We start from the raw sequence: 20,427 nt of genomic DNA on the forward strand, positions 1-20,427 counted from the left end.
GTTCTCGCTTGCGTTATGGTGTTCCCTTGTGATGGTCCGTGATACGGCACGAAAGTCGCGTCGGAACATAAACGGGAGTGATTCTACATGAAGCATGCTGCGCACAAGGCTTCGGCCGCGCGGGGCGCAGGTGGCAGTTCGCCGACCAGCCGATCGACGGGTGCAACCCGGGAGGCCGGCATTCAGGGCGTTGATGATGTCTTGGCGGCCAAGCTCAACGAGGTGGCCCCTCGAACCCGACGCTCTATCCGTTTGGCGGCCAAGGCCTCAGCCCGTCGCTCCCACATCATGACTGGTTCGGCCCTGACTGTCCTTGTCGGTGCGGCCGCTTCCTCAATGGCTGTTAACCAGGCTCGAGGCGACTGGTCCCTGCCTATGGCCGGCAGTGTCGCGATCAACCTTGTCACCCCCTCATCCTCCGCCGGCTACGCTGATGCCAGTGGCAGTTCAAGGGTCTCTCGCTCCGACTACCGCCAGCCTTTGCCGACGGCTTCACAGCGCAACGAGGGCAGTTGGGACCTGGGCGAATCGGCGCTCGATGCCGGGCAGATGTCCAAATCCTCGGCAAACAATCCGGCCGTGGCAGCGCTGATGGATGCCGACCGATCGGTTCTGCCGGCAGGGTTCAACCCCAACCATGCCACGGGCGATGTGGGCAACGCCTACGAGTTCAGCCAGTGCACCTGGTGGGCCTATGTCCGTCGTCACCAGCTGGGTCTGCCGGTGGGCTCCCATATGGGCAATGCCAAGGACTGGTCAGGCTCGGCCCGCGCTTTAGGCTACTGGGTGGATGACACGCCGCGCAACGTCGGCGATATTGTGGTCTTCCAGGCCGGCCAGGAGGGCTCGGACTCCACTTATGGCCATGTGGCCATTGTAGAGAAGATCAATCCCGATGGCTCCATCGTCACCTCCGAGTGCGGCGCCGTAATGAACGGGAAGACTTACTCCCGCACTCTGACGAATGTGCACGCACTGCGCTATATCCATTACTGATCCTTGATTGCGCGGATCGTGTTCCCCAAAGTTCATTGTTGTTCCCTACACGTGATAGAATTGTGCACGATGAAAAAAACACGCAAGTATGTGAGCATGATGGCAGCGGCCACTATCTGTGGCACGCTCTTCATCGGTATACCCGCCGTGGCCCAGGCCAGTGATGGTAGTGAGGCCGTAGCCACTTCGTCGCGTTCATTCACCCCCGGCAGCAAGGTGCGTGCCGACCTGCTGACCGAATCGACAGCGACCACCGTCGAAAAGGACAGCCGCTGGGGCGGTATCGAGTCATTGAACGTCCCTGCCACCAAGTCCCAGGCCGAGAAGGACGCCGAGGCCAGAGCTCAGCAGGCCCAGGCGGCGGCCAGCCAGCGCCAGGCCGCGCAAGTCAGCCGCTCTGCTGCTCGTAGCGGTGCCGCTAGTAGAGTCGCTGACGTACCGGCCACCGGCACGGGTGCAGATGTGGTCAACTATGCCCTTCAGTTCCAGGGGATTCCCTATGTATGGGGAGGAACAGATCCTGCCACAGGCTTTGATTGCTCTGGATTTACCCAGTACGTGTTTGCCCACTTCGGCATTGGCCTGCCCCGCACAGCCGATGCTCAGGGTTCGATGGGTGTGCCGGTTACGGATCCGGCTCCTGGCGACCTGATGGTAGCCCCCGATGGCAGCCATGTTGGCATCTACGTCGGCGGCGGACGCATGATCCACGCTCCGGCTCCCGGCCAGAGTGTCAAGGTTCAGGCGGTCTATCAGACTTTCAACTACCGTCGTCTGGTCTGAGGCATAGGTTTTATGCAGCGTTAACGCCCCTACGGGGGCGTTTTGCATATATCAGAGTCGAGGTTTCTCGCGTGTTGGTCCTGGCAGACTTATTGATCAGACCTGCATGCGATATTCTGACAGAAGGAGCGGTGTCGGTTTGTCATCGCCAAGTGTAAAGGAGGTCGTCGGATGAGCAACGACAAGGCTGTTCTGGTAGGCGTCGATGGCTCGGACGCCAGCTATAAGGCGGCGTGGTGGGCCGCCAACTACGCTAAGCATGCAGGGTTGACCCTGCAAATCGTCTGCGCCTATTCCCTTCCCTCGTACGCGGCCGTCTCTTTCGATGCGACGTATACCACCATGGGTGACGACGTGGCCGCTCACAACGACGCCCAGGAGATCCTCTCCAAGGCCAAGGCCATCGCCGATGAGCAAGGTGTCAGTGCAGCCACGCTGATCGTTACGGGAGATCCCTCCTCGGTCTTCGTGGAGCTGAGCCGCAATTACCGGCTGATCGTCATCGGGAACCGGGGTAAGGGCGGCTTGGCCGAGCGACTGCTGGGAACTACCAGCTCCAGCCTGCCCGCTTATGCTTACTGCCCAATCGTGGTTGTTCCCTACACCGACGACGACGGCAATCTGATGCATCTGAGCAACGATATCAAGCGGGTCGCCGTGGGTTCCGACGAGTCCAAGTGGGGCCTCAAGGCCCTTCAGATAGCCGCCTCCTTCGCCGACAGCTGGGATGCCGAGCTGGATGTCATGTCTGCAGTGCCCAACATTTCCGGACTGACCGGTACGGGTTCGGCCGAGGAGCGCAGCGTCATGGATTCCTACCTGGATGACCTCAATACCCGAATCGCACCGCTTATGAAGACCTATCCGAATCTGCGCATCAACAAGACGGTGGTGCCGGGGTCTGCTGTGGAAGCGCTGACCCAGGCCAGCAAGACCCATGATGTGGTTGTGGTTGGCTCGCGTGGTCGCGGCGGCTTCACAGGGCTTCTGCTGGGGTCGACCAGCCAGGGGCTCCTGCAGCATGCAGTCAGCCCGGTCTACGTGGTGCCGCGCAAGTACGTGGAGGCCGAGGAGTCCGGGCTCAAGGCCGCAGCAGAGGCGGCTGAAAGCACGGATGTGGCCGAGATTACCGGCGTGGAGCGCATCTCCGTGGATTCAGCCAAGCCCGAGCAGCTGGCTGACCTGGAATCGACCATCGATCCCGAACACAAGGAGTAAGGGCAACGACAAGAGCGGGGATTCCCGAAGTTCCATGAACTCGGGGATCCCCGCTCATCTATTGTTGCCGGATCAGTGGCGAACCTTGACGGAGATCCTGACTGGTGTCTCCCGCTGATAGGTATGTGCCACGGTGCAGGACTTGGCTATATGGCGGCGGACCCGCTCCTCCAGCTTGTCGGCATCATCTTGGGCCAGCCTGGCAGAAGTGGCATCGACGTCAACCTGCTCGTCGAAGCTCAGGTAGGCGTCATCGTCGGTGTCATAGGTGCCGTCCACCACGATTTTCGCCCCCTTGCCCTTGCCCAGGGCGCTCTCCACGGCGAATTGGCTGGACAGGGCTCCGCAGGCAGCCAGAGCGATCTTCATCAGATCGCCGGGGTTGAACTGATCCTCGCCCTTGCCGAAGGTGATGTGAGCCCCATTGTCGCCATAGGCGTTCCAGGTGCCGTCCTTGTCGCGTTCGACCCAAAGTCTCTTGCCCATCTGTTCCTCCTTGTCCGGCACCCCCCCCCCCCGGGTGCGTCATCCGGATCCGACCCTGTGGCCGGACCTGCTCCTCCAATCTAACCCGGACAGCGCAATTCGTCACCGGGGCGCGCTCAGCTGACCGAGGACTTGATAGTATGGCCGCATGGCCTTGACTCCTGAAGAACTGCAACGTATTCGCACACGCATCCCCGAGCGTCCCGACTCGGACATTCCCACCCCCTATGAGGACCTGGTGCGCACCATCCTGCGCGAGGGCACCCTGAAGTCCGACAGGACGGGCACCGGGACCATATCGCTGTTCGGGAAGCAGATGCGCTTCGATCTGTCGCATTCCTTCCCGTTGATCACCACCAAGAAGGTCTACTTCCGGGGCATCGCCTACGAGCTGCTTTGGTTCCTCAAGGGGTCGCAGAATGTGCGTTGGCTGCAGGAAAACCGCGTGCACATCTGGGACGAGTGGGCCGACCCGGAAACCGGGGATCTGGGTCCGGTCTATGGAGTTCAGTGGCGCAGCTGGCCCGCTCCGACCCCCGAGGACCCCGATCGTACCATTGATCAGATCGCCAAGGTGCTGGATCTGATACGCACCCACCCGGACTCCCGTCGAATGATCGTCACTGCTTGGAACCCAGCCCAGGTTGACAGCATGGCCCTGCCGCCCTGCCATGCGCTCTTCCAGTTCTATGTGGCCGACGGCAAGCTAAGCTGCCAGCTCTATCAGCGTTCCTGCGACATGTTCCTGGGGGTGCCCTTTAACATTGCCTCCTACGCCCTACTGACCCTGATGATGGCCCAGCAGGCCGATCTTGAGCCTGGGGAGTTCGTCTGGACCGGCGGCGACTGCCACATCTACGACAACCATGTGGAGCAGGTTCTGGAGCAGCTGTCACGCAAGCCCTATCCCTATCCGACCATGCGCATTCGCAAGGCCGATTCCATCTTCTCCTACCAGTACGAAGACTTCGAAGTGGTGGACTATCACTGCCACCCCGCCATCAAGGCCCCTGTGGCGGTCTGATGGTGCGGTGAGCGCAATACGGGCACCGTCGGATCCGCAGATTAGAATGTACTCGTATATCTACTCGCTATGAGGAGTGAACGCAACAGATGGAGCATGACAATAGTCGAAGCGGCTATCACGAACCCGAGCCCGGTCAGGCCGGGCTTCTAGGTGATGAGGAATGGCGGCATCAGGAAGAAGAAGAGATAGGCCGCCGCTCATCGGTCAATATGATCTGGGCGCAGGCGCAGGCCACTGACGGTCGGCGCGGCGCCATTGGTTACCACAACGCACTGCCCTGGCATCTGAGCGAGGACATGCGGCACTTCAAGGAGCTGACCGTCTCCCATCCGGTCATCATGGGGAGGCGGACCTGGGTCTCCATGGGGGAGCGGCCCCTGCCCAAGAGGGACAACATCATTCTGTCCAGTGATCCAGGGTTTCGGGCTCCAGGCGCCACGGTGGTATCTGCAGCTGACGATGCTCTGGAGCTGGCCAGGCAGGAAGCCATTCCCGACGATGGGATGGATCGCAGCGAAATCTGGGTCATCGGCGGCGCAGGGGTCTTCAGCACCTTCTTCCCGCTGGCTGATGCCGCCTACGTGACGGATCTGGATCTGCGGACTCCAGCCGATGCCTTTGTGCCCGACATGGAGGAGCTGGTCAGCAAGCGGTTCTGGCAGGTGCGCGACGAGAGCCAGTGGATGAACCCTGCCAAACCAGACCAGGCGGCTGCCATCCCGCGGTTCCGGTACATCACCTATGGGAAGGTGCGTTGATGGGCCAGGATTCTGAAGGAAAGGCCTCACGGGGTCCATACAACGTCATGACCGTCTGCACCGGCAACATCTGCCGGTCGCCCATGGCCGAGGTCATCCTGCGCAAGTTCTTCCAAGACCGCGGACTGGATGAGGACCTGGTCAGGGTGGAATCCAGCGGAGTCAGCGACGAGGAGTTCGGCAACCCTATAGATCGGCGTGCCCAGAAGGTTCTGAGCGAGCGGGGCTATGAGGTGCCGGCTGACCATTTCGCCCACCGGATCACCCGGGAGGAGGCCGAAGACGCCGATCTGCTGCTGCCCATGACGGCCGACCATATGCGAGCCCTGCTGCGTCTGCTGCCCTCAGGCAAGCGATCCGCCGTTCACTTGTACCGCAGCTTCGACCCGGACCTGCCCAAGCCGGCACCGGGTCGGGAGAGTCAAATCGACCTGGTGGACCCTTGGTATGGCGGCCCCCATGAGTTCGAGGTGGCCATCGATCAGATCGAGCACACGGCGCCCTACATCGTCGACTGGGTGGCACATCAGCTGTCCTGAACTATAGATCAATGGGAATATCAATTAAGCCCCTGGATTCCTCATGAATCTCAGGGGCTTAATGGCTGGTGGCTCCGAGCGGGATCGAACCGTTGACCTAGCGATTTTCAGTCGCTCGCTCTACCAACTGAGCTACAGAGCCATGAACAGTCGAAAAGACCCGGAAAAACCGGGCCAGACCATTCCCAGCGACTCCGGCCGGACTTGAACCGGTGACCTCCGCCGTGACAGGGCGGCGCTCTAACCAACTGAGCTACGGAGCCGAGGCTGCTTGAACAGCCAAGAGGAAAGTTTACATGAGCGCCGGAGGAATGCAAGCCCCGGCGCGTCGCTGCCTAGTCCTGCTGCTGCCAGCCATCGGTGTCGATGTGGTGGGCAGGATTGGCCTGCCAGGCCTTCCAAGCTGATTCGACGATCTCTTCGACGCCATACTTGGCATGCCAGCCCATCTCGGTGTTGATCCGAGTGGGGTCGCCGATCAGGTGCGGCGGGTCGCCGGCGCGGCGGGGCTTGACGGCCTCGGTGAAGGGCAGACCCGTCACCTTCTTGACCTCGTCCACGATCTGGCGGACGGATGTGCCCTGGCCGGTGCCCACATTGAAGGCATCATAGCGACGCTGATCGCGATCCAGGTAGTCCAGGGCGGCGATGTGGGCGTCAGCCAGGTCGGAGACGTGGATGTAGTCGCGCACACAGGTGCCGTCGGGGGTCGGGTAGTCGTCCCCGAAGATGGCGGGTGCCTTGCCCTGACGCAGCCTGTCGAAGAGCATGGGGATCAGGTTGAGGACCGCCGGATCCTCCAGGCTGACCGGTCCGCAGCCGGCCACGTTGAAGTAGCGCAGGGCGCAGAAGCGGATGCCGTAAGGCTGCTCGCAGGCCCGCGCCATCCACTCGCCGACCAGCTTGGTCTGGCCGTAAGGGTTGATGGGGACCATGGGCTGCACGTCCTCAGGGACCACGTCGACCGGAGGTTCGCCGTATGTTGCGGCCGAGCTGGAGAAGACCAGCTTCTTGGCCTTGGTCTTTGCCATGGCGGACAGGACGTTGATCATGCCGTTCAGGTTCTGCCGGTAGTACCAGATGGGCTTCTCCACTGACTCGCCCACCTGCTTGCGGGCGGCGAAGTGGATGACGGAGTCGACCTTGTTCTCCTGGATGATCTCGGCCAGACGCTGATCGGCGCCCGGTGCGGACACGTCAGCGCCATAAAGACGGGCATTCCCGATCCGGTCAGGCCTGCCGTAGCTGAGGTCATCGACCACGACGACCTCCTTGCCGGCCTCCTGCAGGGCGTGAACCACATGGGCGCCGATGTATCCGCAGCCGCCTGTAACCAAAACTGACATCTGCATGCCTTTCCTATCGAAAACCAGACTATTGTTCGATTTTGCAATATTTTGTTGTATTTTGTTCTGAATTGAGTATATCACGGGCACATGTGACTCTTGTGCCTGCTTGTATCCGCTTCCTAGGATATATATGAGCTGTGATGAGTGCAGAAAGACAGAGCAAGGCCCCCATGAGGTCCATCGTCTCCTATGTGAGGCGGTCCGAGAAGCTGAGCGACCGGCTGGCGAAGGCTTGGGCTCGGTATTCCTCTAGATATTTGCTCGATTTGGGCCAGGCTGAGGGTTCGTTGACGGTTGACGAGGATCTGCGTTGTGATGCAGCAATGGTCAGGTCGGTCTGGGGACGGGATGCGCCGCTGATTGTCGAGGTCGGATCCGGCCAGGGGGAGAACGTCGTGGCCAGCGCCCGGGAACACCCTGATCGGAACTACCTGGCCCTGGAGGTCTACCAGCCGGGATTGGCCCATACCATGCTGATGGCCGGCAAATCGGACTTGGATAATCTGCGGCTTGCCCAGGTTAACGCCCCGGACCTCCTGGCCCGAATGGATCCTGGACTGATCAAGGAAGTATGGACCTTCTTTCCTGATCCCTGGCCCAAGATGAAGCATCATAAGCGTCGTCTGGTTCAGCCGGCTCTGGCTGATGACTTGGCGGCTTGTCTGGAGCCGGGCGGTCTTTGGCGAATTGCAACCGATATCGAGGATTACGCTCTGCATGTGCATGAGGTGATGGATGAGAATCCGAGATTCAGAAACCTGGGCAATCTGCCGGTCAGTCTGCCCACCCAGCATGTAGGCAAGGGGACTGCTGATCAGGCCGAATCCCTGCCTCATGCCATGTTCATGGAGTCGGAGCGGTTCGACGGCAGAATTGTGACCAACTTCGAACGCAAGGGGATTCAGGCCGGCCGGATCATCCATGACCTGACTTATCAGGTTTTGGCAGACTGACCATAGAGTGCACAGAAATATGAAGAGCGAGGGAGGCCCTGATGGCCAAGAGGATAGTGGTGGGGATGTTGGCTCATGTGGACGCCGGCAAGACCACGCTCTCGGAAGCCATGCTCTACCAGGGAGGGAAAATTCGCCGTCTGGGCAGGGTGGACCATGGCGATGCCTATCTGGACACCAACGATTTGGAGCGGCAGCGGGGCATCACCATCTTCTCCAAGCCAGCCCGGCTGACCTATCGCGATGTCGACCTGACCCTCATCGATACACCCGGCCATGTGGATTTCTCAGCCGAGATGGAGCGGGTCCTGTCAATCTTGGATTATGCCCTCCTGGTCGTCGATGCTACCGCTGGATTGGAAGGATACGTTGATACGCTCTGGCGACTTCTGACAGGCTACAAGGTGCCTACCTTCATTTTCATCAACAAGTTGGATGCCCCTGGAGCTGATGCCGCCCGTATTCTTGAAAGCTGCAAGCAGCGCTGGTCTCCGGGCTGCTTCGATCTGAGCCGTGGACTTGAACATGGCGATATGGAGGATGTGGCCTTGCTCAACGAGGACGTCATGGATGAGTACCTCAAAACCGAGGGCATATCTGATGAGAGCCTGGCGCGGCTGGTTGCCGATCGTCGTCTTTTTCCCTGTTTCTTTGGGTCCGCCCTGCGTCTGGACGGAATCGACGCCCTTCTGGAGGGGTTTGAGCGGTACACCCTTTCGCCTGGGTACGGCAGAGAGTTCGGCGCAAGGGTGTTTAAGGTATCGCATGATGACAAAGGCGCCAGGTTGACCTGGCTCAAGGTGACCGGTGGCGACCTGCCGGTCAAATCCTCTTTGACCACCGAATTCCGTCATGGAGATGAACCCAACAAAGCATCGGGTTCTGTTGCGGAGGCGTACGGGACAGCTGGAGGTATGGGGAAGAACGGACACGTTGAGACCAAAGAGACAGTTGATCAGCTTCGTGTCTATTCGGGAGCTTCCTATACGTTGACGGACTGCGCCCAAGCCGGAAGCATCGTGGCGGCAACCGGCCTTGACCTGACACGTCCGGGGCAGGGGCTGGGGTGCGAGCGGAAGGACCTGACTCCTGTGCTGGAGCCGGTGCTGTCCTATGCAGTGGCTGCCGAAGAGGTGGATCCGCACCACTTGTTGAGTGCCTTGCACATTTTGGAGGATGAGGATCCACTGCTGCATGTGGTCTGGCAGGAGCAGCTTCAAGAGATTCACTTACGACTGATGGGACAGGTCCAGTTGGAGGTAATTCAGGAGGAGTTGGAGCGGCGGTTCGGTATACAGGTCTCCTTCAGTCAGGGCGGAATCCTCTATAGGGAGACCATCGCGACCCCCGTCGAAGGGGTTGGACATTTCGAGCCCCTCCGACATTATGCCGAAGTCCATCTGCTCCTCGAACCTACGGAGCCGGGCAGCGGTCTCAGTTTCGCGTCGACCTGCAGCCTGGACCGCTTGGACGGCAATTGGCAGCGGCTCATCATGACTCACCTGGCGGAGAAGGAGCATCTGGGCGTTCTGACAGGCTCGCCCATCACCGATATGCGCATCACCTTGCTTGACGGCCGCGGGCATATTAAACACACCGAAGGCGGGGACTTCCGCCAGGCCACATACCGGGCCGTCCGGCAGGGGCTGATGAAGGCCCGCAATATTCTGCTGGAGCCCTGGTACCATTTCAGACTCGTCATTCCTCAGGCGAACCTCGGCAGAGCAATGTCGGACATCTACCGGATGAAGGGCAACTTCGCAGAGCCGCAGGCAGACGGTGACACGGTTGAACTGGAAGGGGATGCGCCGGTATCACAGATGCGTGATTATGCCATCGAGGTTAGCACCTACAGTCATGGCCGCGGGCATCTGGTCTGTTTCTTCAGCGGATACCGTCCCTGCCAAGACCAGGATGCTCTTGTGGATTCCATCGGTTATGACCCCGAGTCCGACCTGGAGAACACCCCTGACTCGGTTTTCTGCGCCCACGGAGCGGGATACCCGGTCAAATGGAACAAGGTGGAGGACTTTATGCACCTGCCCGGCGGGCGGTACATCTGAAACACAGCCTTGAGGATTCGAGCTCGATCGGTCACCGGCATCGAGCGGCATGGGGCAAGGATCATTCGGGGTCGCCGACCGCTGTTGGCTGACGATTTACCTAGAATTATGGACATGATTGATCATCTGACGCTGAAGGTTCGGGACATCCAGGCTTCCATCGATTTCTATAGCAGAGCCTTGGCACCGTTGGGGTACGTGGCCAAGGCCCACCATGAGCCCACTATTGGGTTCGGCGCAGAGGACGACGGGGCCCACTCGGACTTCTATCTGACACCGAGTGAGGATGGGACCGGCTCGCCGGTGACCCACATAGCTTTAAGGGCTGACGATGCTGCAATAGTGGATGCCTTCTACAGGGAGGCGCTCGCTGCCGGTGGCCGTGACAATGGGGCTCCAGGGCTGCGCGATTACCATCCTCATTACTATTCGGCTTTCGTTTTGGATCCGGACGGGAACAATGTCGAAGCAGTGGTGGACTGGTCAGGGACTCAGGGGTAACTGCGTCAGCCCACATACGGGATCATGCCAGCATCTGAGCGCTTAGGAAAGCCTAGGATGACCGGTATGACCTATACAGCCGCATTCGACGTGGGGACCACCCAGGTCAAGGGCGTTCTTGTGGATAACCAGGGCTCTGCCAGGGTGTGCGCGTCCAGCGGTCTTCTGCCGCTGAACACAGGTGACGGGCGTATCGAGCAGAATCCCGAGGATTGGTTGCAGGCCTTCATTGAGGTGTCCCGTGATCTTTTGGCCAGGGCCGGGCGGAGCATCGAGCACTTCAAGAGCGACCAGGTCACCGGCATCATCATGAGCGGACAGATGCAGGACCTGATTGCCCTGGATGCACAGGGGCAGCCCGTCGGGCCGGCGATCCTGTACGCGGACGGCAGGGCCGAAGAAGAGTCTGCTGAACTGACGGAAACCTATGGGTCTGAGTCCTTTCACACCGTAGTGGGGAATCCCTGCGATGGGTCCCTGCCGGTGGCCAAACTGATGTGGTTGTCCAGGCATCAGCCCGACCGTTATGCGCAGGTTCGCCATGTGCTCATCGATGCCAAGGATTATCTGATTTGGTGGCTGACCGGTGTCTACTGCGGCGATATGACGGCCTGCTCGACGGCAGGCGCCATGGATCTGCGCTCGCGGAAGTGGAGAAGGGACATCCTGGAGGCAGCAGGTGTGGATGCCGCGATCTTCCCGGAAGTCTATTGGCCGTGGGAAAGCGTCGGTACCAGCACGCCGGGCGCATCCGCTGCCACGGGGTTTGCTCCGGGAACCACGGTCTATGCGGGAATGGGGGATGCTGGCGCATCCACCTTGGGCGGCGGGGTATTCCATCCCGGTCAATTCAATATCAACCTGGGCACATCCGGTTGGATTGCCACGGTGACAGACCAGGCTGTAATTGACCGCCCCGGAATGGTCAATTTGGCCTATCTGGGTACTGACAGCATCATCAATACAGTGCCCTTCCTCAATGCTGGCAACGTGCATGCTTGGGCCACCGGAGTCTTTGCAGGGGGCAGTCCGACCGTGGCCGACAGCGATCCCTATCGACGCATGGGGCACTTGTTGGAATCCAGTCCGGCAGGAGCGCGCGGCGTGATATGCCTGCCCTATCTGGTGGGGGAGCGCTTCCCTATGATGAACCCTTCGATTCGGGGAGCCTATGTCGGCGTTTCTTCCGAGACGGAGGCCTGCGACCTTGCCCGAGCCGCGCTGGAAGGTGTGTCCTATTCGATTCGTCAGGGGCTTGACTTGCTGGGCACGCCTATCGAACGCGTCACCCTGATTGGCGGCGGAACCCGCGAACCCCAATGGTGCCAGATGCTGGCGGATATCCTTGATGCGCCCGTTCAAGTGCTAGATGATGCCCATCTCATGCCTGCAGTGGCCCTGGCTCAGCTGGTCTCTGTTGGCAAACAGGCCAAGCCCTCTTCACGGCCTGATTTGGAGGGCTTGGAGAAATTGGTGGAAGCGAACCTTACAGGAGGCGTCTTTTCTCCCGACGGTGCAAACCGTCAAGTGTACGATGTTGGTTACAGCCGGTTCCGGCGTTTATATCCAGCTTTGGATGCACTTCGGTAAATGTCCATCGGATGCAGTTGTTCCTCATGTCCGGTGCGGACGATTCAGGCTGGAGTAATTTTGGCAACTATTTTGTCTGTTTTCGCATGCTCGTAGACTGCGACAAGCAAAGCCATAGAAATTCAAATAAATGTGACTTCACTATGCTGGTGGATTCTTATCGGCGATGATTATAAGTGTGTACTGTTGTGCGTACTATCTTGGTTCAATATCGACCAAAACAGCCCGATTCGAATTTTGCGCTGATTTTTTGCGAATTTGTTGAACGGCGGAATACCGCCACTTTCCAACCCTTTGCCTGGTACCCCCGGAGAGAGTCGAACTCTCGCTGTCAGATTGAAAGTCTGGTGTCCTAACCGTTAGACGACGGGGGCGAACGTGGCCATGATACCCGTCACCTATGGACCAGGCAAGCCTGGTGTGCCGTCCTCCGGTCAGTGATCCTCCTGGTCCAGTTCCTGGTCGCGGCGATGGAAGAGCTCCATCTGTTCGCGGATCCAGACACGTTCCGCAGGGTTGATATCGGCGGATTCCAGGTACTTCTGGTAGACGGGGTAGAAGGCCCTGAGGATGGGGTAGATGGCGTAGAGGGTGTGCTCGGGCTTCTGTTCCCTGGTGTGTTGCGGGTGGGCGTCGAAGGTGTTCTTGAAGCGTTGCATGTAGTGGCGGAAGGATGTGAAGGAAGTGTCCATCCGGCGGGCGCTGATGCCCACGTTCATGTCCTTGCAGTAGACCGTCTTGAACCCCTGATCAATCAGGTGCAAGGAGATATCGACATCCTCGTGCATGATGTCCTCTTTGTCCCTGCAGACGTGGCTGCGTATGGCCCGCCAGGCCGTGGCGCGCAGGGCCATGTTGGAACCGTAGAGCAGGTATTGCCCGTCGTCAGCCCGGTAGATGGCCTTGCGGATGGTGTTGTCGCCCTTGAGCCCGATCCGCTTGCCTGGCATGTCATAGTAGGCCACTGGTCCGGTGGCGCCCATGGCCTTTGGATCCCGGGTGAAGATGCCGGAGACCACTTCGACCCAATTCGGACGAAGCATGCAGTCGGCGTCAATCCTGCCCAGCACGTCGCCGGTTGCCCGGTCAAGTCCGTAGTTGCGGGTGGGGATCAGCCCTTGTTCGCTGTCCTGGTGGAGGAGCCTGACATGCTGGTCAGGGTTCTGGTCAATGAAGTGCTGGACGATGGAGGCCGTTGCGTCTGTGGAGTGGTTGTCGACTACCAGCACCTCCTTGGGTGCCTGGCTCTGCCTGGTGGCGTTCAGGAGGCAGTCCTCAATGCGTTCTTCCTCATTCCAGGCGGGTATGACTATGGAAACGGTCAACATACCCCTCAGGATACGTGTGCCCGGATACACCGTCGGCTCAACCCGTGCCCTATAGCCCGCCATGTCAACCATCTTGGGATAATGGAACATATGGCCAACGAGCAAAAGCAGCGCTTCGATTTCGCGACGGTCTTCCCGCCCAAGGGGGATCCGCGCCGACCTCCGGAATGGTTCGGCCGCGCCCTCCTCTATGTAGCGATAGCGGTCTTTTTGGCCTGGTTCGCTTACGCCTCCTGGTGGAAGATCGAATTCCTGGTGCTGGATGTGGTGATCGCCATCTTTGTCTCCCTTGCCATGGAACCTCTTGTGATCAGACTGGTCAGACATGGCTGGCGGCGGGGAGCAGCCTCTGCGGTCACGTTGATAGGGCTGATCATCATTGTGATCGTCCTTATGGGGATGTTCGGCAATCTGCTGGTTCAGCAGGTCATCGGCATGGCCAACGGGGCACCAGCGCTCTATGAGCAGGTGGCGGAATTCATCGCCAGCCGCACACCCTGGCACCTGCCGGCCATGCAGGATCTTGGCGGGGAGATCGTCAAGAACATCCAGACCTCCTGGGTGACGGACTTCGCAGGACAGGCCCTGAACACCACCGTGGGCCTGGTGGGGTCCTTCATTAATATCATGACCGTCCTGCTGGTCATCTACTACATCTCTGCCGCAGGGCCCAAACTGCGCCGCAGCCTCTGCCAGTGGCTGGCCCCCAAGAGCCAGCGCCGTTTCCTTTTTGTCTGGACCATCGCCCAGGACCAGATCTCCAGCTTCCTGTTCAGCAGAACCATTCTGGCGCTCATCTCCGCAGCCTGCATGTCGGTCTTTCTGGTCATTCTGAAGGTGCCCTATTGGCTGCCGTTGGCCCTCTTCTGCGGGCTGGTGTCCCAGTTCGTGCCAACCATCGGTACCTACATAGGCGGAGCTATTCCCGTAGTGGTGGCTTGGGGAAGCCGCGGACTGCTGGTGGCTGTGATTGTGCTGGTCTACATCATCATCTACCAGCAGATCGAAAACATGATCCTGGCCCCCAAGATCTCCCAGCGGACCATGGACCTCAACCCTGCTATCGCCTTCCTCTCCGTACTGGCTCTGGGTGCGGTCTTCGGTGCCCTGGGCGCCTTCCTGGCCCTGCCTCTGGCGGCCAGCTTCCAGGCTATATTCTCGGCTTCGGTCAGGCACTACGAGCTGATCGACTCTCCGCTCATGCAGGATCCCAAGCCGGTCGGCAAGTCCAAGGTGGTCGAGGGTGTCGAGGCTTTCAATGAGCACGTGGTTCAGCCGGTGGCAAGCCATGTGGGCAGCCGATCGGCCAAGGGGACCAGCGCCAGGGTCCGAGTGGACGATCCGGTCATGACGATTGCCCGCGAGCTCTACCCGACCTCTTCCCCGACGGCCAAGGATCTGGATGAGTCGGCCACGGTTCCCATACCCAAGTCCGCCTCAGCCCCCGTAAGGCACAGGCCGCTCAAGGGCACCGAGACTGCGGACGAGGCCTCCGAGGGGGAGGATAACCCCCGCAAGGAGTGGCGCTGATGGCTCTGCTCAAAGTACTGGACGTTCTGATGATGTTGCTGGGCGGGGTGGGCATCGTCTACCAGGCCATCTGCATCGTCATCTCCTTTGTCTCCAAGCCTACGGTCTTTCCCGAGGCCCCATTCGATAAGCGATTCGCCGTCCTTATTTCCGCCCGCAACGAGGAGCAGGTGGTCGGTCATCTGATCAATTCCATCAAGGAACAGACCTATCCATCCTCCATGATCGACATATGGCTGGTGGCCGACAACTGCACTGACGACACCGCCGGACTGGCCAGGTCCCTCGGCTGCCATGTGGTCGAACGGCAGGATCCGAACCAGGTGGGCAAGGGCTACGCTCTGACCTTCCTGCTGGAGCAGATACTCGATCGAGGTCTTGACTCCCGCTATGATGCCTACTTCGTCTTCGATGCGGACAACCTCCTGGACCGCCACTACATCGAGGAGATGAACAAGGCCTTCCAGTCCGGCTTCCGCATACTGACCAGCTACCGCAACTCGGTCAACTTCTCGGACAACTGGGTCTCTTCAGGTTCGGCCCTATGGTTCATTCGTGAGTCCCGGTTCCTCAACACCTCAAGGATGGTCATCGGCTCCAGCTGCCACGTGGGCGGCACCGGGTTCATGTTCTCCAGGGAGGTTATGGAGCGCAACAACGGCTGGAAGTTCCACTTGCTGACTGAGGACCTGGAGTTCACCATGGACTCGGTGCTGCACGGCGAGCGCATCGGTTATTGCGGCACCGCCATCCTCTATGACGAGCAGCCGGTCACCTTCAAGCAGAGCTGGCGGCAGCGGCTGCGCTGGAGCAAGGGCTTTCTTCAGGTCTTCCGCTACTACGGGCCCGCCCTGATCTCCAGAGCCTTCCGTGAACGCGACTTCTCGGCCGTGGACCTGACCATCCTCATCTGCCCGCTGACCGTCCTGGGAGTGATCCGCTGCTTCTTCGGTCTGCTCTTCCCGGCTCTGGGCTTCGTGACCTGGGCTAGCCAGGTGACCGAACTGATCAATGGCATCGCTGCCGGGGTTCTGGGTGTCTTGGCCATGATGGGCCTGGCCGCACTGACGGTCCTGGCCGAGCGGGACAAGATCGGCGCATCCAACAAGGAGCTTTTCGCCTACTGTCTAAGCTTCCCCATCTTCATGCTCAGCTACCTGCCCATCTCCTTCCAGGCCATCTTTGCCAATCCGGGATGGAAGCCCATCGAGCACTCAGGGCATTGAGGCCAGTCGTCCTTCAATCGGCATCGAGCCAGGGGTGGAATAGACTTAAGGCCATGTCCGACGAAGCGCAACCATCCAGGATGACCGCCCAAACGGCAGTGGTCCCTCCGCCAGATCCGCAGGCAGCAGTCTCTATCCGCGCCTTGGTCAAGTGCTACCGGGGTCGGCCGGCTGTCAACGCCCTCTCTCTGGATATTCCCAGGGGGTCCTTCTACGGGATAGTCGGCCCCAATGGCGCAGGGAAGACCACCACGCTGAATATGATGACCGGCCTGCTGGTGCCCGACTCCGGCAAGGTCATGATCCTCGGCAGAGATGTATGGTCGGACGTGGATACGGCCAAGCGGGTCATCGGCGTCATGCCCCAGGGCGATCAGATCTTCGACAGGCTGACAGGTCTGCAATTGCTGGTCTACTCGGGCATGCTTCGACGGATGCCGCGCAGTGAGGCGCTGGGCCGGGCCAGGGACCTGCTGGAGGCCTTCGACCTGACTGATGCCGGCGGCAAGCGGGTCTGTGATTATTCATCGGGCATGACCAAGAAGATCTGCCTGGCCACGGCCATGATTCATTCCCCTAGGCTTCTGGTGCTGGATGAGCCCTTTGAATCGGTTGACCCAGTTTCCAGCGCCAATCTTAAGGACATCCTGGCCGAGTATGTCGATACCGGAGGAACAGTGGTCATTTCCTCGCATGTCATGGCCCTGGTGGAGCGGATGTGCACCCATGTGGCCATCATCGATCATGGTCTGGTTCGGGCTGATGGCACGGTGGCCCAGGTCGCTGCCGGCGAGGATCTGGAGGATCGCTTCCTGGAGCTTGTCGGAGGCCGCCACCAGGCTAAGCGAATTGCTTGGCTGAACGGTTCCGGGTCAGAGGAAGACCAGGAGACGGAATGAGCACGGCATCCACCATCATCGCCATGCGTTGGTCCATGACCTGGGGAACCATCAAGCACTCCTCCTGGCAGATGGTCGGCGCCATCATCAGCTTGCTCATGGCCATAGGCATCTGCTTGGCTTCGTGGCAGGTCGCGCTGACACTCGGGGGCTGGCTGCCCAGTGCTAGTCCGGGCGACCGGCAGCGTATGGGAACCATATTGGTCTTGTTCCTGGTCGGGCTGACTCTGGGAATGGTTCTGATTCAACTGGCTTTTCTGGGCCAGGGGTCGATTCTGAGCTCTTCGCGATTCGTTCTGTATGGGATTCCTGACAGCCAGCTACAAGTGGGGCTCTACTTGGCCGGGTTGACTGGGCCTGCAGGATTGACCGGCCTTGGCTGCTTCCTCGCTCTGACAGCCATCTATGCCCGCACGGGTGTCGGAGCCACGATCATGGCTTTGATCGCAGCCCTGTTGGCTGTCATGGTGATGCTGGCCTTATCCCGGGCTGTTTTGGACCTGGTCGGTACCTTGATGGTTTCTCAGCGCTCCCGATCCGGACTCTATCTGCTGGTCACCGTGGTGATCATGTTTTTGTGTCTGCTGCCCTCTCTGCTGGACAGCGGGATTATGGATGGCATGGCAGTCGACACTGACTCCCTCAAGACCACGGCCGACATACTGGCCTGGACGCCGCTGGGTGCCGCTGTCCGTCTGCCGGAGGATTTCCTTTCGGGATCATGGCGGGCTCTGGTCGGCCGTCTGTGTATGGAGCTGGCCACCCTTGCTCTCTGTTTCATGATCGGCATGCTGTGTCTGCGTCATGACCGTTTATACGCGGGGGCCAGTGCTGAAAGGTCGTCTGCCCCCAGGGGGCTGGGGCTGCTGGGCCGGTCCCGGAACGTAGTGGATGCCATGATTGCGCGATCGCTGATCTATCTTCGTCAGGACCCCCGCAAGCTTGTCAGCTATCCGCTTCTGCTTGTTGTGGTGATTCTGTACGCGATAATCTTCCGTCAGATGCCCATGATGCTATGGTTGGGACCGATTGTGGGCGCCTGGGTGCTGGAGGTTCCCGAGGGCAACGCCCTGGCCTACGATGGGCTTGCCTTGCGCATGGAGATAGCGGCGGGAGTGAAAGGTCGTGAGGACCGGCTCTCCCGTGTCCGCAGCCATCTGAGTGTAGCTCTGCCCTGCATACTCCTGCTTGGGCTGGCGACTTTGGTATTCTCCGGGGCAATGAAGGGCGGACCAGATCTGGTCATCTCCTTGGATATGTTGGCCGCGACCATAGGATTGCTCCTGTCTGGGCTGGGAGTTGCCCAGGTCTTCTCGGCCCTGCTGATTTACCCGGTACCCTCCATGGACCAGCCTTTCACCTCGCCGCAGGGACGTGCCGTGGCCCAAGGCTTCCTGCCGATGCTGCAGTTGCTGGCTAGCCTGGTGATCATGCTGCCCACCCTTTTGGTGGCATTGTCGGCCATTATCACAGGCGGGATTCTTCCCCTCTGGCTGCCCGTGCCGGTCGCACTGGCGAACGGGCTGATTGTGCTTGCCGCAGGTGTCGCTTTAGGGTCCCGGATCTTCGATCGTCGACAGTCGGCCATTCTACTGACGCTGGATCGCTATGCCTCTCTGCAGTCCTGAGACAGTGACAGGACCAGTACTAGGCTAGTTGGTTGGTGCCTACCGATTCGAACTCGGTTGGCGAAGGCAAGTCTGGGAGTGAGCAATTGGGTGACAGACATCAGCTGCGCATGACACGTCGTCGGCGGATCAAGCGACGCTGGCGGGTGGCCTTGGCCATGCTTGTGGCTGTCATACTGGTCGTCGGCTATGCAGGCATGGATCTGGCCGACCTGGTGCCCGGACCGCTGACCCTGGCGAAGACCAGCCATTCTTCGATCCCCCCTGCAGTCATGGTAGGAGAGCCGCCGACTCTCGCCGCCGACAAGCCTGGGTCTGCTGTGGATGTCAGCCAGGTTCAGCAGCTGGTCGATGCCTTCACCAGCGCACCTGGCCTGGGTAATGGGTACTCATTGGTCATACGACAGGCTGACGGACGGGTGCTGGCCCAGAAAAACGCGGACCAGGCACGCCAGCCGGCCTCCACTATGAAGACCTTGACCGCAGCCGCAGCCGCCTCTGTTCTGGACATGTCTTCACAGCTGGATACTGAGGCGGTTCTGGATTCCTCCACCCCCTCGCAGGCCACGCTGACCCTGCGCGGTCACGGCGATATGCTCTTAGGGGCAGGCAAAGACGACCCCTTGCATGTCAATGGCCGGGCCGGACTAGGGACCCTGGCCGAGAAGACGGCTCAGGCTCTGCACCGGCAGGGGATCGACCGAGTGGCCCTGGCCTACCAAGACACGCTTTTCGGCGACGATCGGGAGCCGGAGGGCATTGCAGAAAATAATCCTGATGGAATCTACTTCCAGGTGCCTGTCTCCATGGCTGTGGATGAGGCTCGGCAGGGACGCACTGAGCCTGTCGCCTACCCGGATGCAGGGGTCTACTTGCCCAGGGTCGAAAACCCGGCTCAGGCCGCTGCCGTATCCTTCGCCAGCAGCCTGATGGAGTCCGGGATCCAGGTGGATCATGCCCAAGGGCCCGAACGGGCTGACCATGCCCAGGGCAGGGTTCTGGCCCGTATCCGCTCGGCGCGGCTCAGCGAGATCATGTCGCTGATGCTGCGCAACTCCGACAACAGCCTGGCCGAGCTTTTCGGCCGTCTGACCGCCTTGGCCCTGGGCATGCCCAACAGCCCAGCTGGGGCTGTGAAAGCCGTGACCAGCACGCTGAATAAACTGGGCGTGGACACCGCGGGACTCAAGATGGCCGACTGCTCGGGGCTTACCCCTGGCTCCGTCCTGCGGGTGGGCACCTTGGCTGACGTCCAGCAGCTGGCTCTTGCCGACAAGGGCTTGACCCCCCTAGTCAAGGGCCTGTCTGTAGTGGGCCTGACCGGCACAGCGGCCAGCCGAAAGGTGGATGACCAGGCTGATGGACTGATTCGGGTCAAGACCGGCACTCTGGATCAGGTGACCTCGCTTACGGGCAATGTGATTCGTCGCTCTGGCGGCGTGTTGGTCTTTGCTGTGATCATCAACGATTCCGAGGACGCGGTTGCTGCCCGACAGGCTGTGGACACCTTGGTCGGATCCTTGGATCGGATTTGAGCAGGAAGAAGCCTGAAC

At 60.1% G+C, this 20,427-nt stretch carries 18 protein-coding genes and 3 tRNA genes; 15 read left to right on the forward strand and 6 right to left on the reverse strand.

Features of this window, described 5'->3' with window-relative positions:
- Positions 1-87 precede the first annotated feature (87 nt).
- The 3 genes from AC0AII_RS01720 to AC0AII_RS01730 all read left to right on the forward strand — a co-directional run bounded on the left by AC0AII_RS01720 (position 88) and on the right by AC0AII_RS01730 (position 2,997).
- Positions 88-996 (forward strand): CHAP domain-containing protein, encoded by a 909-nt coding sequence (locus AC0AII_RS01720; protein WP_490445859.1) that lies wholly within the window; start codon positions 88-90, stop codon positions 994-996.
- A 69-nt stretch (positions 997-1,065) separates the two neighbouring features.
- Complete coding sequence (locus AC0AII_RS01725) at positions 1,066-1,779, forward strand: C40 family peptidase (protein WP_232341825.1); 714 nt, start codon at positions 1,066-1,068, stop codon at positions 1,777-1,779.
- Between the two features lie 171 nt (positions 1,780-1,950).
- Positions 1,951-2,997, forward strand: coding sequence for a universal stress protein (locus AC0AII_RS01730; RefSeq protein WP_101432730.1), 1,047 nt, complete (start codon positions 1,951-1,953; stop codon positions 2,995-2,997).
- Between the two features lie 72 nt (positions 2,998-3,069).
- On the opposite strand, the gene AC0AII_RS01735 is transcribed toward AC0AII_RS01730, so the two are convergent.
- Positions 3,070-3,483 (reverse strand): OsmC family protein, encoded by a 414-nt coding sequence (locus tag AC0AII_RS01735; protein ID WP_490445860.1) that lies wholly within the window; start codon positions 3,481-3,483, stop codon positions 3,070-3,072.
- 148 nt (positions 3,484-3,631) lie between these two features.
- Here AC0AII_RS01735 and AC0AII_RS01740 point away from each other — a divergent pair, with 148 nt between their 5' ends.
- The 3 genes from AC0AII_RS01740 to AC0AII_RS01750 all read left to right on the forward strand — a co-directional run bounded on the left by AC0AII_RS01740 (position 3,632) and on the right by AC0AII_RS01750 (position 5,807).
- On the forward strand, positions 3,632-4,507 hold the full coding sequence (locus AC0AII_RS01740) for a thymidylate synthase (RefSeq protein ID WP_490445861.1): 876 nt from the start codon (positions 3,632-3,634) through the stop codon (positions 4,505-4,507).
- Positions 4,508-4,596: 89 nt separating this feature from the next.
- Positions 4,597-5,268, forward strand: coding sequence for a dihydrofolate reductase (locus tag AC0AII_RS01745; protein ID WP_490445862.1), 672 nt, complete (start codon positions 4,597-4,599; stop codon positions 5,266-5,268).
- Positions 5,268-5,807: a low molecular weight protein-tyrosine-phosphatase gene (locus AC0AII_RS01750; protein ID WP_490445863.1), complete on the forward strand. Its 540-nt coding sequence runs from the start codon at positions 5,268-5,270 to the stop codon at positions 5,805-5,807. The genes AC0AII_RS01745 and AC0AII_RS01750 overlap by 1 nt, the downstream gene beginning before the upstream one ends.
- 66 nt (positions 5,808-5,873) lie before the next feature.
- Here the strand turns inward: AC0AII_RS01750 and AC0AII_RS01755 are convergent.
- The 3 genes from AC0AII_RS01755 to galE form a co-directional block, all read right to left on the reverse strand.
- Positions 5,874-5,949, reverse strand: a tRNA-Phe gene (locus AC0AII_RS01755).
- Between the two features lie 47 nt (positions 5,950-5,996).
- Positions 5,997-6,070, reverse strand: a tRNA-Asp gene (locus tag AC0AII_RS01760).
- 72 nt (positions 6,071-6,142) lie between these two features.
- Complete coding sequence (gene galE / locus AC0AII_RS01765; RefSeq protein ID WP_490446088.1) at positions 6,143-7,153, reverse strand: UDP-glucose 4-epimerase GalE; 1,011 nt, start codon at positions 7,151-7,153, stop codon at positions 6,143-6,145.
- 143 nt (positions 7,154-7,296) lie between these two features.
- On the opposite strand from galE, the gene trmB reads away from it, so the two are divergent.
- From trmB to AC0AII_RS01785, 4 genes are all read left to right on the forward strand, one after another.
- Positions 7,297-8,109, forward strand: coding sequence for a tRNA (guanosine(46)-N7)-methyltransferase TrmB (gene trmB / locus AC0AII_RS01770; protein WP_490445864.1), 813 nt, complete (start codon positions 7,297-7,299; stop codon positions 8,107-8,109).
- A 41-nt stretch (positions 8,110-8,150) separates the two neighbouring features.
- Positions 8,151-10,172 (forward strand): GTP-binding protein, encoded by a 2,022-nt coding sequence (locus AC0AII_RS01775; RefSeq protein WP_490445865.1) that lies wholly within the window; start codon positions 8,151-8,153, stop codon positions 10,170-10,172.
- A 114-nt stretch (positions 10,173-10,286) separates the two neighbouring features.
- Positions 10,287-10,673, forward strand: coding sequence for a VOC family protein (locus AC0AII_RS01780; protein ID WP_490445866.1), 387 nt, complete (start codon positions 10,287-10,289; stop codon positions 10,671-10,673).
- A gap of 57 nt (positions 10,674-10,730) precedes the next feature.
- The gene (locus AC0AII_RS01785) at positions 10,731-12,263 is read left to right on the forward strand and encodes a xylulokinase (protein WP_490445867.1); all 1,533 of its coding nucleotides are present in this window, start codon (positions 10,731-10,733) and stop codon (positions 12,261-12,263) included.
- A gap of 299 nt (positions 12,264-12,562) precedes the next feature.
- Here AC0AII_RS01785 and AC0AII_RS01790 read toward each other — a convergent pair.
- Together AC0AII_RS01790 and AC0AII_RS01795 are read right to left on the reverse strand one after the other, a co-directional pair.
- Positions 12,563-12,637, reverse strand: a tRNA-Glu gene (locus tag AC0AII_RS01790).
- A gap of 60 nt (positions 12,638-12,697) precedes the next feature.
- Entirely contained in the window at positions 12,698-13,591 is an 894-nt protein-coding gene (locus tag AC0AII_RS01795) for a glycosyltransferase family 2 protein (RefSeq protein ID WP_463427746.1), read from the reverse strand.
- 90 nt (positions 13,592-13,681) lie between these two features.
- Between AC0AII_RS01795 and AC0AII_RS01800 the strand changes: the two genes are divergently transcribed.
- The 5 genes from AC0AII_RS01800 (at position 13,682) to AC0AII_RS01820 (ending at position 20,409) form a co-directional block, all read left to right on the forward strand.
- On the forward strand, positions 13,682-15,121 hold the full coding sequence (locus AC0AII_RS01800; RefSeq protein ID WP_490445868.1) for an AI-2E family transporter: 1,440 nt from the start codon (positions 13,682-13,684) through the stop codon (positions 15,119-15,121).
- Complete coding sequence (locus tag AC0AII_RS01805) at positions 15,121-16,347, forward strand: glycosyltransferase family 2 protein (RefSeq protein WP_490445869.1); 1,227 nt, start codon at positions 15,121-15,123, stop codon at positions 16,345-16,347. Before AC0AII_RS01800 ends, AC0AII_RS01805 begins: the two co-directional genes overlap by 1 nt.
- Before the next feature lie 53 nt (positions 16,348-16,400).
- Entirely contained in the window at positions 16,401-17,246 is an 846-nt protein-coding gene (locus AC0AII_RS01810; RefSeq protein ID WP_490445870.1) for an ABC transporter ATP-binding protein, read from the forward strand.
- Positions 17,243-18,874, forward strand: coding sequence for a hypothetical protein (locus tag AC0AII_RS01815; protein WP_490445871.1), 1,632 nt, complete (start codon positions 17,243-17,245; stop codon positions 18,872-18,874). The genes AC0AII_RS01810 and AC0AII_RS01815 overlap by 4 nt, the downstream gene beginning before the upstream one ends.
- A gap of 110 nt (positions 18,875-18,984) precedes the next feature.
- Entirely contained in the window at positions 18,985-20,409 is a 1,425-nt protein-coding gene (locus tag AC0AII_RS01820; RefSeq protein ID WP_490445872.1) for a D-alanyl-D-alanine carboxypeptidase/D-alanyl-D-alanine-endopeptidase, read from the forward strand.
- Positions 20,410-20,427 lie beyond the last annotated feature (18 nt).

The organism is Bifidobacterium sp. VU/mBH4 (B4), from assembly GCF_058199535.1.

What these genes read in the sequence shown, in the direction of transcription:
- AC0AII_RS01720 (WP_490445859.1), top strand. Translation starts at nt 88, where the DNA reads ATGAAGCATGCTGCGCACAAGGCTTCGGCCGCGCGGGGCGCAGGTGGC.
- AC0AII_RS01725 (WP_232341825.1), top strand. Translation starts at nt 1,066, where the DNA reads ATGAAAAAAACACGCAAGTATGTGAGCATGATGGCAGCGGCCACTATC.
- AC0AII_RS01730 (WP_101432730.1), top strand. Translation starts at nt 1,951, where the DNA reads ATGAGCAACGACAAGGCTGTTCTGGTAGGCGTCGATGGCTCGGACGCC.
- AC0AII_RS01735 (WP_490445860.1), bottom strand. Translation starts at nt 3,483, where the DNA reads ATGGGCAAGAGACTTTGGGTCGAACGCGACAAGGACGGCACCTGGAAC.
- AC0AII_RS01740 (WP_490445861.1), top strand. Translation starts at nt 3,632, where the DNA reads ATGGCCTTGACTCCTGAAGAACTGCAACGTATTCGCACACGCATCCCC.
- AC0AII_RS01745 (WP_490445862.1), top strand. Translation starts at nt 4,597, where the DNA reads ATGGAGCATGACAATAGTCGAAGCGGCTATCACGAACCCGAGCCCGGT.
- AC0AII_RS01750 (WP_490445863.1), top strand. Translation starts at nt 5,268, where the DNA reads ATGGGCCAGGATTCTGAAGGAAAGGCCTCACGGGGTCCATACAACGTC.
- galE (WP_490446088.1), bottom strand. Translation starts at nt 7,153, where the DNA reads ATGTCAGTTTTGGTTACAGGCGGCTGCGGATACATCGGCGCCCATGTG.
- trmB (WP_490445864.1), top strand. Translation starts at nt 7,297, where the DNA reads ATGAGTGCAGAAAGACAGAGCAAGGCCCCCATGAGGTCCATCGTCTCC.
- AC0AII_RS01775 (WP_490445865.1), top strand. Translation starts at nt 8,151, where the DNA reads ATGGCCAAGAGGATAGTGGTGGGGATGTTGGCTCATGTGGACGCCGGC.
- AC0AII_RS01780 (WP_490445866.1), top strand. Translation starts at nt 10,287, where the DNA reads ATGATTGATCATCTGACGCTGAAGGTTCGGGACATCCAGGCTTCCATC.
- AC0AII_RS01785 (WP_490445867.1), top strand. Translation starts at nt 10,731, where the DNA reads ATGACCGGTATGACCTATACAGCCGCATTCGACGTGGGGACCACCCAG.
- AC0AII_RS01795 (WP_463427746.1), bottom strand. Translation starts at nt 13,591, where the DNA reads ATGTTGACCGTTTCCATAGTCATACCCGCCTGGAATGAGGAAGAACGC.
- AC0AII_RS01800 (WP_490445868.1), top strand. Translation starts at nt 13,682, where the DNA reads ATGGCCAACGAGCAAAAGCAGCGCTTCGATTTCGCGACGGTCTTCCCG.
- AC0AII_RS01805 (WP_490445869.1), top strand. Translation starts at nt 15,121, where the DNA reads ATGGCTCTGCTCAAAGTACTGGACGTTCTGATGATGTTGCTGGGCGGG.
- AC0AII_RS01810 (WP_490445870.1), top strand. Translation starts at nt 16,401, where the DNA reads ATGTCCGACGAAGCGCAACCATCCAGGATGACCGCCCAAACGGCAGTG.
- AC0AII_RS01815 (WP_490445871.1), top strand. Translation starts at nt 17,243, where the DNA reads ATGAGCACGGCATCCACCATCATCGCCATGCGTTGGTCCATGACCTGG.
- AC0AII_RS01820 (WP_490445872.1), top strand. Translation starts at nt 18,985, where the DNA reads ATGACACGTCGTCGGCGGATCAAGCGACGCTGGCGGGTGGCCTTGGCC.